Genomic DNA, 14,211 nt, shown 5'->3' on the forward strand with positions numbered 1-14,211 from the left:
CTGAAGGAAGGAAACTTGAGCCAAAAAATATTTTACTCAGGTAAATTTATCGCTGGATTCCGGCTAAAGAATCCTCTAGGGACTAGCTTAAAGCCAACTTGGTGAACAGGCATCACAGGCCAATCTTCCGATCGCGGAATATGAGTTACGCCCATTGTGTACCACAGTACGATATCTTCACCCATCAAGGCTTCATCGTCTGCAATATATTTGGGCAAACCCTGTCCTGGTTTAGTTTGGTTGGGATAATCTCCCCCAGCATAAAGTTCATTAGGTTTATATTTTGTTACCCAGACGTGATGAGTCGCAAATTCTGCTCGTTCTCGGATTTTTGAGCCTTCCACAGGGAAAAACATCGAGTTTCCACCAGGCATCAGCATATATCCAGGCGCAGCACCGAGAGCATTCTTTTTGTCTGCACTAACAATCATCCATTCCCGACTGCTTTTCAGATCCAAATCGCGCACCGCAGACGTTTCTTTGGCTAGTGGGGTTTCTGAAAGTGCGATCGCATTTCCTAAAGGGTTTTTCTCATCCATCGGTAAAGCTTTCACATTCATTTCCATCACGGAATTCGCCTGACCATCGACATCGAAATCTAGGCGATAGTTGAAAAAATGCTGGTGATTTACTCCAAAGATATTCTTAGCAATTAACCGACCATAAGAATTATCTTCAGATTGCTTTTGAGCAGCCGTTCCCTGCGCCAGTACGATACCTGTTAACTCATTTTGGACTTCCAAAGTCCCATCTTGGTGAAAAATCCAATTAAGGCTGTAATCATAGTTGTCAACAGCTACCGTCATCGTCATCACTAATTCTCGACTGCGACGGACATCATTACGCTGAGTATTATACTCATAATGTTTCCAGAGCATTCCGCGATCGCGCTCATAGATACCGATCACCCCCGGCATCTTATAAGGTTCTCCCTGCTCATTAGCAAATACAGCATTTAGCAACAAACCGTTTTCGGGAATTTCCTTACCCAATTCCATCGTATTTGCTAGTAAACCTAAGTTGTATTCTCCAACATCAAAGGCATTTCTAAAAGACCAAGTAGGCTCAGGATCGCCATAAGGTACTACCATTTCTGATAGGCTAGCACGGTATAAAACTGGTCGAATGTTTTCCCCGTCGTTGTATGCTACTTGGTACAGCATTAATCCATTACGAGGATGCATTGAATAGCGAAATTTCCAACCTTGCCAGCTAATTTCATTGTCTTTGATCTGAAAATTTGCACCATTAGGTTGGAGAATCTTCAATGCTTTCAGTGGTGAAAGTAATTGGCCCAAGGACTTAATATCGTAGTTCCAATTTTCTTTAGAGAAAGGTACGTTTCCTTGATCAATAAAACTGGCGATTTTACCCGTGTTCAAATTAACTGTTGCTACGACTCCTTCAATGGGACTACCATAATAGTTCCAGGCTTTGCCTTTGTAGTAAGATAAGCCGCGACAAAGACGATTACCTGTTGCTTCTTCTTGTTGACTCTGGATTCCTGGTGCCCACCAACTAATTTTGACTTGATCAAAATCGGTAATTCCCCGCTTTTGCATTGCTTTTTGCCATCGCGGATCGGCTTTAACTACCTGAGTTGCTAGTTCATATTCTGAATTAACGATCGCAGGTTGAACAGAGGGTATTTCTTTCCAAGAACTTAAAGTTTTGCTTGTGATGTCTACGATACCCTCGTATGTTTTGTTTTGCGATCGCTCATAGATTACCAAAAAAGCTTTTCGCCCAAAATCTTTACCAGGTGTAAATTTTAGAACTTCTTCTTTATCTGGTTCTTGTAAAGCAATCAGTGGAAAAGCTGCCATTTCGCTCAAAGTTTTTTCTCTTTTGATGACCGAAACAGCTGTACTAATTTCTGACTCAGTTAGCGAAGTGAGAGGATGGGAAATCGAAGGCTGTTGAGCCATCAATGTTTCCATTAATCCAATTGAGATAGAAATAATGGAAATGATCGCAATAGATAGCCACAAAAAACGCTTTAGCCGCTTAATCATCTTTTACATTTTTACAAAAGACTTATAGTTATCTATTTCCAAGCCCAAGATTGAAAACCGATAAAATATAGAAGCAAAAGCCAAATTAATTTGCCAACATTGTCATTTATCAAGAGAAGTTAACTGGATCAACATCAGTGAAGGACAGCAGTATGGACGACGATCAATTCATAAGTGAGGCGGCAGAGAGTTTTACACGCCCTTGGTCTGACAGGCGAGGTATTGAGTCCATTGATCGAAATGCTGCCGTTGTACTTGTGAAAGTACCACTAAATCAGCTATCTGATGCCCTTGCCGAGAAAGCGATCGAATCTCAACGCAATGTCATGGGAGCGGAAATCGAGGTTTCAGGCGCTTGTTTGTTCGCCTATCAACTAGTTGGACATCCTTGGTCGATTATGATTTCCGGCCTACTGTATGATCCATCAATTTTGCAATCAAGCGAGTTAGCTCAACTTTCAAAACAGTTGGGACAAGCAGTTATCACGATGCTTGTAAGCGACGGTGGAGGTGAAAACGGCTATGACTTGTTTGAGGGTGGAGAATTAGTTGAATACTTCAGGGGCGCAGATGGTGAGTTAACTGACGATTCTAATCAATATGGAATTGAGTCCCAGCGATATCTATTGTTTCCGTACCCAGAGGATCTCGAAGATAACGATCTCGAAGAAGATGAGGACTCCGAAGCCCAACAAACAGCATATTTCTGGTCGCGTCGTCGCCAAGTAACAGCCGAAGAGATTGGCAATATTTGGGATTTTACACGTCAGTTTATGCTTGATTTTGATGCGTTTGATCCTGCCATTGACTCCGGCTATTTACTAGGAGAATATTATCCGAAGCCTGGCCGCTATCAAGTTCAAAATCCAGGGTTTGCTTTAGTTCTTGGTTATCGGGAACATAGGCAGGGCATACTTAATATACCTGATTTAGTTACTTCTGTACCTGATTTAGTTAGTGTAGATTACTTCAGATTTGGAAAATAACCAAATAAATTATCCAAAATTACTTATAGAGGCGTATTGCAACGCCCCTCTATATTTTGCGTCGCTCAATCTAAATCTCAAATCAAAAATTATTTGACGCTTCAGGAATTAAGCAGAAACCAAACGTCGTAAAGATTCAGCACGACGTTTCGCAATAGAGTTATTTGGATCAAACTTTAGTGCTTCTTCATAAGTTTGCAACGCCTGAGTAGTTAACTTTTTCTTCTCGTAGGCGTGAGCGAGATTGTTCAATCCTGTAACATAGTCTGGTTTAGATTTGAGAGCTTCTTTGTACTGACGAATTGCTAAGTCATATTGCTCTTGGATAAAATAAATATAGCCTAGCCCGTTGTAAATAGGGGCGATATTTTCTTCTTCCTCTTCTTCAGCAGCTTTGAGAGCTTTTTGAAATAGCGCGATCGCTTGAGAGTACAATTTTTTTTCTGAATAAATACTGCCTAACTCATAATATTCTTGAGTCGTGCCTTTTTCTTTCTCTAACTTCTTTCGCAATCTTGCAAAAGAGCCTTCAACCTTGCGAGTTTTGAAAATCTGGCGAAACACACTCACGGCTGCAATTGTGAGTATAACCACCAAAATTGAGAGATAAACAACGGCTAGACTGTTATCCATTGCTGCAAATACAAATATTATAAAGTTGCTTTTGTAATCTATTATCAGCCTATTGGGTATCAGGGAGGTAAGGATAATTATCTTAAGTATTAATTGCTAATTGCTAATTGCTAACTCCTAACTCCTAACTAATTTATGGTAAACCCCAATATTGAGCGCGTTGCTGGAGCCAACCTTGTTCTAAGTAACGAGCGATCGCTTGATTCACATTTCGTCTAAACTCATCGTATTGCAATCCCTTGGGCATTACTATAGACAAGGGTTCTGTTGATAGCTTGGTTGGCAGTAGCCGATATTGAGGATATTGTTGTACCCAACCGCTCAAAACGCTAGCATCTGCGGCAAAGGCAGCAACGGCATTATTTTCTATTTCCTCTCGCGCTTCTTCATAAGAATTTACTCCTACTAACTCGGCGTTTGGCAGATAGTACCGCACTTTCGCGATGGTACTGGAGTTGTTGAGTACGGCAATTTTTTGTTTTGCCAAATCATTCAACTGCTGCACGGAGGTATCTTTTGTAACTAATAAAGTGCCATCCAAATAGTAGGGAACACTGAAACTAACTATGCGACTGCGTGATTCGGTTGCTGTGACTCTAGCGATCGCAAAATCAACTTTTTTGTCTAAGACTACAGACAAGCGATCGCGATTCGCTACAGGCTGAAATTTGACACCATCGGCTTTACCAACCAAGTCAACTGCCAAACGCTTTGCTAAGTCAATTTCTAAGCCTTGCAAATTCCCGTTACCATCTTTAAATCCCAAGGGACGCAAGTTATCTTTAACGGCAACATTTAAATACCCCCGCTGCTGAATTTCTGACATTTCGGCAGCAGATGCATTTAATTCCGTCCCCACTATGGAAAAGCAAAAAATCAAAAAAATACTGGCGGATAATACCAGATGTAACCGAGTCATTATTTGCCATCTGCTACATCTGTTATACATCCCTTGCCACCTTTATCCTTTAGCTTGAATTGCTAATTCCGCAACTTTGCCGAAGCTAGCTGGATCGAGGACTGCCAATTGCGCCAACATCTTGCGATTGAGTTGGATATCAGCTTTTTTCAAGTTACCGATCAACTGGCTGTAACTCAAGCCGTGTTGCCTGGAAGCAGCGTTGATCCGGGTGATCCAGAGGCGACGAAAATCGCGCTTTTTCTTTTTGCGATCGCGGTAGGCACTCCGTAGCGCCTTCATCACTTGTTGGTTGGCGGTTCTAAACAGAGTTGAATGGGAACCACGAAAACCTTTAGCTAGTTTGAGAATTTTATTGCGGCGCTTCCGAGCTACATTACCGCGTTTTACCCGAGTCATAACTTATTTCCTAAAATACTTACAAATATGGGAGCATCAAGCGCACGTTGAGTTCATCGCGTTCATGTACAAGGGTACTCTGACGCAGGCTACGCTTTTTGCTAGAACTTTTATGTTCTAAAAGGTGGCTTTTGAACGCTTTACGACGGACGATTTTGCCGGTACCGGTGGCACGGAATCGTTTTGCCGCAGCTTTACGAGTCTTTAGTTTAGGCATGGTCTAGCTTTGATTCGACACGATCCATTATTATATACTATTAAAATTGCTATAACTGCAATTAAATAAAGGATTTAAGCAACGGCGATCGCTACGAAGCTCTAAAACGGGATTTGGCGGCAAGTTTTTGGAGCGATCGCGAAGTATACACCACAATACAGTTCAGATAAGCGCAAAACACTTGTAGAGACGGCGATTTATCGCGTCTCGAAGTTTTCATCAGGCTTGTTTGCTCATTACTGCTAAATTAATCACACATTCAGGAAACTGGCGTTTTAAGGCTGGAAACACCGGACAAGGAGCTTGTTCTTGTAAATTGTCCGGTTTACTCCAAGTAAAGGGGGCTTTCTGTGCCGCAGACATCCACAACAGCAGCTTGGCTCGTGTCATGGCAACATAGAGTAAACGATACTCTTCAGATGTTTTCAAATTTTTTGCTACCTCCCATGCCTGACTAACATCCGGTATGACAGATTCTTCATGGAGAGTAGCGCGAATTTGGGCGCGGGCTACTTCTGATAAGGTAAAGTCGCCTAAAAATTGGCTTTGGGGAGGAACCCAAAATCTCCCAGGAATCAAGTTTTCGTGGAGAAAGGGAAGAAATACATAGTCCCAATCCAGCCCTTTTGCTTTGTGCATGGTGATAATCGTCAGTTGGCCGCGACGGGTGTAACGTTCTTCTGAATCCTCGGTTTCCACTGGTTCAAAACGTTCGGAACTAACGATTTCACTTAAAGCTGAAAGCATTCCCCCCATCGAACTGTTGCCAGCTATTTGCTGGTTAACCCGTTCTGCGAGTTTGTCAGCTGTTGCCAATTCTGCCTGATCGTAATTTAAGGTCAAAGCCAGAAAGGAAATTAGCTGGTATAAGGGCAATTCCAAACGAGCGCGGAGTAGACTACGACATAAGCGTGCAGCTTTTTGTACTGTTTCTGGCTGGGGTGCTGCTAGGGGGCCAGGATACAAAAACTCTTCTGGAAGACTAGCAAGGGCGTTGAGGTCTTGGGTAGGAATTAACTGGCGCTGTACTAATGCTTCTAGGGCGGCTTTGAGGTAATCGGGGGAGTGGGGGCGATCGCAAAATTGCAATAATGCCAAAATTTCTTGAGGAACATGGGAACGGCGATCGCGTTCGCCGACATCATAAAGTGTAATATTATGCTCTTTACATACAGATGTCAGAGCCTCTGTTAACCATCTTCCTTGACGATTTTCTCGGACTAAAACTGCTGCACTATTTTTTGTTGGGTCTTCGCCAAATAACTCAATTACCCTTTGAGATAACAATTTAACGGTGTGATGAATATCATCGGGTGTATAAAGTTCCAGTCCTCGCCCTACTGGTGCGGGGTTGGCGTTAGTTTGCGGATCGCCAGCTTCTACGGGGCGAATTGTCTGCAAGCGAAATGGTACTTGTCGATTACCCTGAGTTTGTTGTTTGTTGTTGGTTGCCGCTAACCACTGATTATTAATCCATTTGAGGGCAAAGTTAGCGGCTTCAATGATAATTCTAGTACTGCGACCGGCTCGATCCATCGTTGCCAATCGTTCGATGCGATCGCACTCTTCGCAAAATTGCCGAAAATAAATTGGATCAGCTGGGGTGAAAGTAGAGTTAATCGCCTGGTTAGGATCGCCAACTCGGACTAAATTGAGTGTTGACTGATGACTGATGATTGATGATTGAGGAGTTATTATTCTCTCCCTGCCCCCTGCCCCCTGCCCCCTGCTCCCTGCCTCATCTCCCCCATCACTTGCCAAAATTTCTAACAACTGCGTCTGAAGAGGGCTAGAATCTTGGGCTTCATCTTCAAAGACGGCAAATACTTGATTTTGCTCAACGCGACGGGCACTGTCATTTTCTAAAACGCGCAGTGCGGCTAAAATCATATCGTCGTAATCAATGAAGTCACGCGATCGCATTAAGTTTTGATATTGTTCGTACAATCCCGCCGCGACATTCAAAATTCCATATTCGTCTGTGGTTTGCTTACTCCACTTACGTAACAATTCTGGTGATATCCCAGAACTTTTTGCTTCATGAATTACCGTATTTGCTAATTCTGGTAATACTTCTGTTCGCAGCACCGATTGACGACGCAACCTTTCTGTCTCTTCTCCGTCAAATTGATGACCTTCTAATAACCGCAAATATCGGTCTGGATTATTTGCAATCCATTGTTCTACAGCAGTTCTGATAAAGCGGTGACTTTGGGTTGGTGTAATTAATGTGACATTTTCTAACTGCAAACCCGACAAATCAGAATGGCGGTTAGCAATGTTCAACGCTAAACCATGCAGGGTATAGACAAAAAAGCCCGTCTGGGGTAGATGTAAATCATCTCGTAAAAATTTGCGAATCTTGGCTTTAATATTGGCAGCAGCAGAGCGGGTAAAGGTAACGACTACCAACTGACGACGAGAAGATGAACGCTCATACTGACGGGCGATCGCGATCGCCGCCGCCGCCGCCATACCCGTAGATTTCCCTGCACCCGGAACGGCAGAAATCGCCAAAGGCCCAGATTGCCAGTCAGCCATTTGCTGCTGTCCAGGGCGTAGACTGTTGCGGATTGCGAGAATTTTCTCTTGTAAAGAAGGAACAGGCGATCGCTCAGACAATTCTGAGTCAAGTAATTCTTGAACAACAGGAATAGTAAAATTAAAGTCGGACATATAAAATTTTAGATTTTAGATTTTGGATTTGATTCCAAAACTGTATGGCATATATTAAACGGATTCAGAATCTCTAATTGTCTTGTATATCTTCTAAACTCAATCTTAGCTTACTAACTAATAACTCCCAATACAAATTCACCTTCATTCACAGCTTGATTAGTTGCGACATCATAAACTAATCCATCTTGTTGAGCGCAAACATCAATTACAGTAGGCAACTTTCCTTCTTTATTAAAACTGAGAATTTGATACAGCTTTTCTCCAGCTTTAATTCTACTACCTAACTCAATTCTAGATTGAATCATGCCACCTGCGATCGCATAATATTTTTTCCGGTTGCTGCTGGATGCAAAAGTCATCTCATGGTTTTTTGTATCATTCGATGAATTAGGAATTTGCAGTACACCTTTTTGCGCTAAATAATTTTTTACACCCCGCACACCTTTAGCAACTGAATCAGAGTTCATTTGCATTCCTGTTCCCAATTCTAGTGTCCAAGCTTCCACATCAAACTTGATTTCTCTACCAAAGCTTTTAAAACAAGCTTCCAATGCTAACCAAGGTTTGATAAAAGCTTCATCAAAAGCATCACCATCATATTTATCAAGTAAAATTCCGAAATCAAGCAGGAAGTATTTTGCACTATCTTCTCGATTTCGGAAGTAATAAAGGTAGTCTACAGCGTGATTGGTAGAACTATGTAAATCAATTAAGTAGTCTGCATCTAAACTGAGATTTTGTAGTTTGTAGCCAAAAAGCTCAGTATAAGGAACAGAATTAGGAGAATTAATTTTTTCTAAAATTTTTGCGAATTGTTGCTTAATTATAGTTAGATAATTTTGTCGAACGACCTCTAGATCGATATGAAGTTGAGATTTAGTAAAAGCTACTAAATTATCAGCTTCTTTTTCGTAGTCCCAAAATATGCGATTCCAGTCCTTAGCTTCGTAAATACAGTAACGTCCAGGGGAAAAATGATGAGCGCGCTCATTCGTCCCCATTGGATTACAAACGGGAACTAGCCAAATTTCTCCAGTTAAATCTGTATCATTTATTGTTAATAAAAACTCAATTAGTTGGTGAATAACAGCATTACCAGCAATTTCTGCACCGTGTAGATTAGATTGGATGTAAACTTTTTTACCAGGTTTAGCGCCAACGAACTTGTAAACTTGGAGAAACAGGCGATCGCCCGAAGCCATTTGACGTAATACAATTTTTTCAATAACTGGTAGCATGAAACAACTCAGTGATGATTTGAGTAAATTATCGCTTTATCTGTACCGAAATAAATGGCCGACTGATGATTGTAGAGACGGCGATTTATCACGTCTCTTACCTTAACCGAACAGTATTGTAAGTTGTTCCTATTTTTTGAAGACATACAGTTTTCCTGGTTAGTAAATATATATTTAAGCATTTATCCTAGAAATAAAATTAATAATCCCCCGACAAAACAAATTTTGCTTGGCTCATTTGCTCTCTAAGTCGGAGGATTATTAAGGAATCTCAAAACGAAATCTCAAGCCATACCCAATGCGGATTGTACCTACGCAACTTCAACTGAAGATTGATGAACTGCCGATAAAAGCTAGAAATACTGGGGCAAATTGTACAGTTGAAAATGACTTTTAGACTAGCTCTTTGACGTTTTGTCGTTCACCTACGGTTGATTCACTAAAGACAGCTACATACAACCATCCTGCTAAAATAGCTCCCAAGATCGGAGCTATCCAGAACAGCCAGACTTGCGAAAAAAGTTCTGCACCTGCAAATAGAGCAACTCCCGTACTACGGGCAGGATTAACTGAGGTATTGGTTACAGGAATGCTAATCAGGTGAATTAAGGTGAGTCCAAAACCAATTGCTAGGGGTGCAAATCCCTTAGGAGCGCGGCTATCAGTTACACCCAGAATAATCAGCAGAAACATGAAAGTCATTACAACTTCAGTAATCAAGCAAGAAAATAGCGTGTAACTACCTGGAGAGTGATTCCCATAGCCATTAGTGGCCAAAGGGTTGGAGCCAGTTAGGGTAAATCCAGTTTTGCCGCTAGCAATTAGGTAGATAATGCCCGCACCGACAACTGCACCAATTACTTGAGAGACGATGTAAGGTAGTAAGTCAGACGCCGGAAAGCGCCTACCTGCCCACAATCCAAAAGAAACAGCTGGATTGAAATGCCCACCAGAAATATGACCAAGAGCATAAGCTCCGGTGAGGACGGTAAGCCCGAATGCCAAAGATACACCGACTAATCCAATACCCAATGGAAAAGAAGTATTTTCACTGATTTTTGCAGCATCCGCTGTGTAGGCTGCGGCTAGAACAGCGCTACCACAACCACCTAAAACAAGCCAGAATGTACCAATAAATTCAGCCAAGCAACGTTTAGTTAGAGACATGTTCGGAAAACTCCTTGTTCAGCTACAAACGAGTGATAGCTATGTTGGGCAATGCTTGAGTTATTCATTTCAACAGGAAATGCATCGTGTTTGTTTCGTTAATCAAACTAAATCGAAACAATAGTAATTTGTTTTTTACTCAAAAATTGTGGTGATAGAATATGAAGATAGCGGAAAAGCTAAAATAACAAAAAAAATACTTAATTTCTTAAGAATTTTGCTTCCCTGATATATTGATTTATTAAGATTCTTGTTCTAGTTAATATAATCTTCAAGACTCCCACACCTTCCGGGTGTGGGAGTCTAAAAATTGAATCAATACGGTTCGGTTGAGGTTTTTTGATGAAAATTATAGATCGCAAAGACGCGATAAATCGCCGTTAAGACAAAAGACTGAATTACTGTAAAGACAGCGATTCATCGCGTCTCTTTCCTGAACCGAACAGTATTGAAAATTGAATTTATTCGTCAATCTGCCAGGAATCTTTAGTTAATTCTTCATCCAGAATTTTCTTAGGACGAACGATGATGATAATTTGACCTAGTAGAGGAACTTCTGGCTCAGTTTCAAACCATTGAAAATCTAATTCACCAGCATTTTCAACAACAAAGTAGCTGGAGGCATCCCATTGTCGTTGGGCACGATCTATTACTACTACGACTGGCCCTGTTTGGTTTTGGGTTTGGATAGGGAAGCGATCGCTATTCGCTAAAATTACTACTGGATCTTCTGCCGCCAAAAGCACTTGCCAACCTGGTAAAGGTACCCAAGCTTGTTCTCCAGAAAACTTGACCATCCGAAATGGTTCAATTTCTGTCAATATGGGCACTGCTTGCAAGTCTTGTTTTGACAATGGCAACTCGCCTACCACGGGCAAGATTCGGGGTAATTGTTCTTCAAATTCCAAACGGTAAAAGGGTAAAATTGGCGCTGGACGCTGAGGAACGGTAGTAAAATCAGTCAGTAATTGTTCGATTTTTTGCCTTGCACCTGGCGTGTGAGCAAAGCGTAACCCTTTGGCAATTAGGCGCGATCGCTGTTGTAAATCTGCATTTTGGCGTGCCAGTTTCCAAACTTGGTGAGCAACAGCATCCCCAGGATGGGCAGAAAAGCCTTCTGGTAAAGTGCGGTAATAGGAGAACTCTTTCAGGGCTTTTGCTATTTCCCGTGCCTCGTCAGCATCAACGTTGTGGACGAAGATCAGTTCGGCGGCGGCGGCCCGTTCTTCTTGAGTCAGTAAACGCAGTTCATATAAAACATCACTACCGCGTGTAGTATAGTGCGATCGCGTTGCTTCCGATACTCCAAACTTTTCCAAAGAATTGTAAACTTGAGAACCAACAACCACCTGATTTTGTTGAATTGGTTCAAATCCAGTCGCCTCAAAAATGTCTTGGGGATTGTAACCGGCTTTTAGTAACGAGGCGATCGCTGTTCCCCATTCCACCCAGTTACCTTGTTTTTGCCTCAGCCTTCGCAGTAACTCTTGTGCTACATCGTTATTAGCATTGTCTTCGGGATTCTGAGCGTTGGGTGGTAGATCAGTCATAATCAGAGTGCGAGCTTCAACTTGAGAGGTTAATTAACACCTCATGAGCAAGTCTTATTCTAATCTATGAACTACCCAGACCTACTGCCTTGAGTTCATCTGTGGAAACTTATCTTGGAGGCAGTCCCGATGAAACAAGTTTCAAAAGCCTTGCATGAAAGAGGGACAAGGGCGACAAGGGAGACAAATAGTAAATGACTCCTTGTAGAGACGGCGATTTATCGCGTCTCGAAAACCCAAAATTGTTACCATTAGCCCTTAACCCAAGCGTATGGCGCTATAAGGAGGTTTTTAACCTACCTCATCCATAATGAAAACAGCCAGTTAAACTGATTTAGTTGGTTCTTACTTTACGATTTTTTCTAATTTTGATATGTGGACAAGTAAATTTCCCCTGTAGCGCTCACTCTTAGCATTTTAAAATATGCAAAATAACTCCGTATAAACCCTTGGCAATTTTCAGCTATTCTCAACTAAACTTGGTATGGAATATAACAAGAGAGTGAATATTTAAAGGAAATATCTTATGGATAATCCCAGTCTCGAAATTGATAAAGTCCAGTATCAAGTTATGACTCTCGAACGACCAAAAAAGCTGAAAATCTTAGTAGTTGACGATGAGCCAGATAATCTCGATCTACTTTATCGCACATTTCGACGCGACTTTAATGTTCTCAAAGCTGATAGTGGAGTAAACGCCCTACAAGTTTTGGCCGCAGAAGGCGAGGTAGCGGTGATTATCTCCGATCAACGAATGCCAGAAATGAAAGGAACTGAGTTTCTCAGCAAAACAGTACCTCAGTTTCCCGATACGGTAAGAATAATTCTCACCGGATTTACTGATATTGAAGACTTGGTAGAAGCCATTAATGCGGGGCAAGTCTACAAATATATTACCAAGCCTTGGGACCCAGGGGAGCTGAAGGCAGTGGTGCAAAGAGCAGCAGAAACCTACGACTTGCTCAAGCAACGCACAGAAGAATTACGCCGCGCTCATGCTCAAATGGCGCTATTGAGTGTTTTGGTACAGGTAACTCAAGCAGCTTCTAGCTTAGAGGAAACTCTTGCTCCAATTGCTAGGGCTGTGAGTGAGACTTTTGGGGCAGATGGCTGTATTCTACAACTTACAGATGGAAATACTCTGGTTACGACTCAAGGAAGTTACAGCGATACAGGTACAATAGAAAATTGGTTATCTCAAGACCCGCTCACAAGGGAAGCGATCGCCACCGGGCAAATGCAAGTTTCCTTAAATATACTGAAAGACACTAAACTAGTTGATGCTATTCACTACCAAAATACAGGAGTGCAAGCACATTTAGTGATTCCCATTAGCTACCGTAATGAACTTTTGGGCGTATTATCACTACAGTGGAAACAACCCTGCACTTTACGAGAAGATGAATTAACCCTAATTAATTTATCAGCACAACTAGTGGCGATCGCTCTGACTAGTAGTCATTAGTCATTAGTCATTGGTCATTAGTCAACAGCCAATGCCCCTCAAAAGTGCTGAGTAATGAGTACTGAGTGCTGAGTGCTGAGTGGGGAATCTTATTTCTTTATTCAGAACTGGGAACTCGGAACTGGCTCAACCCTAGCTATCCGCTAACGGAACTGTTTTGCCCAATGCCCAATGCCCAATATTAAATGAGTAACGAAATTAAGTCCATTTTTAACCGTATTGCTCCAGTTTATGACCAATTGAACGATTGGTTGAGTCTGGGACAGCATCGAATCTGGAAGGAAATGGCAGTAAAATGGAGTGCAGCTAAACCGGGAGATACTGCATTAGATTTGTGTTGCGGTAGTGGTGATTTAGCCTTGCGTTTGGTGCGGCGTGTGGGAGCAACAGGCAAGGTGTACGGAGTGGATTTTTCCCCAAACCTACTCGAAAATGCTAAAGAACGCTCTCAAAAGCAGTACCCCCAACCTGCTATCAGCTGGATAGAAGCTGATGTGCTAAATTTACCCTTTGACGACAACCAATTTGATGCCGCAACAATGGGCTATGGTTTAAGAAATGTTAAAGATATTCCCCGCAGTCTCCAAGAGTTATACCGTGTTTTGAAGCCGGGAGCTAAAGCCGCCATTTTAGACTTTCATCGACCGAGTAATCCTCAACTACGTATCTTTCAGCAGTGCTATCTGGACGGTTTTGTGGTGCCAGTTGCCAATTATTTGGGTTTAAAAGAAGAATATGCTTACATTAGTCCCAGCCTAGACCGCTTTCCCATTGGCAAAGAGCAAATAGAGTTAGCTCGTCAAGTTGGTTTTGCTGTTGCCACACACTACCCCATCGCGAACGGTATGATGGGAGTGTTAGTGCTTAGTAAGTTAGGAGTTATTAGTTAAAAGTTATGAATTATGAGTAGTGATAAATTCTCATTTAAAATTTATCATTCCTA

At 41.9% G+C, this 14,211-nt stretch carries 12 protein-coding genes; 3 read left to right on the plus strand and 9 right to left on the minus strand.

Features of this window, described 5'->3' with window-relative positions; translation table 11 throughout:
• Window positions 1–32 precede the first annotated feature (32 nt).
• A complete protein-coding gene (locus FD723_RS09595; RefSeq protein ID WP_179065131.1) occupies window positions 33–2,015 on the minus strand; it encodes a primary-amine oxidase in 1,983 nt (660 codons plus the stop codon).
• A gap of 152 nt (window positions 2,016–2,167) precedes the next feature.
• Here FD723_RS09595 and FD723_RS09600 point away from each other — a divergent pair, with 152 nt between their 5' ends.
• A complete protein-coding gene (locus tag FD723_RS09600; RefSeq protein WP_179065132.1) occupies window positions 2,168–3,001 on the plus strand; it encodes a hypothetical protein in 834 nt (277 codons plus the stop codon).
• A gap of 108 nt (window positions 3,002–3,109) precedes the next feature.
• Here the strand turns inward: FD723_RS09600 and FD723_RS09605 are convergent, their stop codons facing one another.
• The 8 genes from FD723_RS09605 to FD723_RS09640 form a co-directional block, all read right to left on the minus strand.
• Window positions 3,110–3,634, minus strand: coding sequence for a tetratricopeptide repeat protein (locus tag FD723_RS09605; protein WP_179065133.1), 525 nt, complete (start codon window positions 3,632–3,634; stop codon window positions 3,110–3,112).
• A 133-nt stretch (window positions 3,635–3,767) separates the two neighbouring features.
• Entirely contained in the window at window positions 3,768–4,583 is an 816-nt protein-coding gene (locus FD723_RS09610) for a transporter substrate-binding domain-containing protein (RefSeq protein WP_179065134.1), read from the minus strand.
• Window positions 4,584–4,595: 12 nt separating this feature from the next.
• The gene (gene rplT, locus FD723_RS09615) at window positions 4,596–4,952 is read right to left on the minus strand and encodes a 50S ribosomal protein L20 (protein WP_179065135.1); all 357 of its coding nucleotides are present in this window, start codon (window positions 4,950–4,952) and stop codon (window positions 4,596–4,598) included.
• Window positions 4,953–4,971: 19 nt separating this feature from the next.
• Complete coding sequence (rpmI, locus tag FD723_RS09620) at window positions 4,972–5,169, minus strand: 50S ribosomal protein L35 (RefSeq protein WP_179065136.1); 198 nt, start codon at window positions 5,167–5,169, stop codon at window positions 4,972–4,974.
• Between the two features lie 219 nt (window positions 5,170–5,388).
• Entirely contained in the window at window positions 5,389–7,845 is a 2,457-nt protein-coding gene (locus FD723_RS09625) for an ATP-dependent helicase (RefSeq protein WP_179065137.1), read from the minus strand.
• Window positions 7,846–7,958: 113 nt separating this feature from the next.
• Window positions 7,959–9,086, minus strand: a complete 1,128-nt coding sequence (locus tag FD723_RS09630; RefSeq protein WP_179065138.1) for a succinylglutamate desuccinylase/aspartoacylase family protein — start codon at window positions 9,084–9,086, stop codon at window positions 7,959–7,961.
• 393 nt (window positions 9,087–9,479) lie between these two features.
• Window positions 9,480–10,253 (minus strand): aquaporin Z, encoded by a 774-nt coding sequence (gene aqpZ / locus FD723_RS09635; RefSeq protein ID WP_179065139.1) that lies wholly within the window; start codon window positions 10,251–10,253, stop codon window positions 9,480–9,482.
• Between the two features lie 461 nt (window positions 10,254–10,714).
• Window positions 10,715–11,803: a RuBisCO accumulation factor 1 gene (locus FD723_RS09640; protein WP_179065140.1), complete on the minus strand. Its 1,089-nt coding sequence runs from the start codon at window positions 11,801–11,803 to the stop codon at window positions 10,715–10,717.
• 526 nt (window positions 11,804–12,329) lie between these two features.
• On the opposite strand from FD723_RS09640, the gene FD723_RS09645 reads away from it, so the two are divergent.
• Together FD723_RS09645 and ubiE are read left to right on the plus strand one after the other, a co-directional pair.
• Window positions 12,330–13,268 (plus strand): response regulator, encoded by a 939-nt coding sequence (locus FD723_RS09645; protein WP_179065141.1) that lies wholly within the window; start codon window positions 12,330–12,332, stop codon window positions 13,266–13,268.
• Between the two features lie 185 nt (window positions 13,269–13,453).
• The gene (ubiE, locus tag FD723_RS09650; protein ID WP_179065142.1) at window positions 13,454–14,158 is read left to right on the plus strand and encodes a bifunctional demethylmenaquinone methyltransferase/2-methoxy-6-polyprenyl-1,4-benzoquinol methylase UbiE; all 705 of its coding nucleotides are present in this window, start codon (window positions 13,454–13,456) and stop codon (window positions 14,156–14,158) included.
• Window positions 14,159–14,211 lie beyond the last annotated feature (53 nt).

It is taken from the genome of Nostoc sp. C052, from assembly GCF_013393905.1.
Classification (GTDB): domain Bacteria; phylum Cyanobacteriota; class Cyanobacteriia; order Cyanobacteriales; family Nostocaceae; genus Nostoc.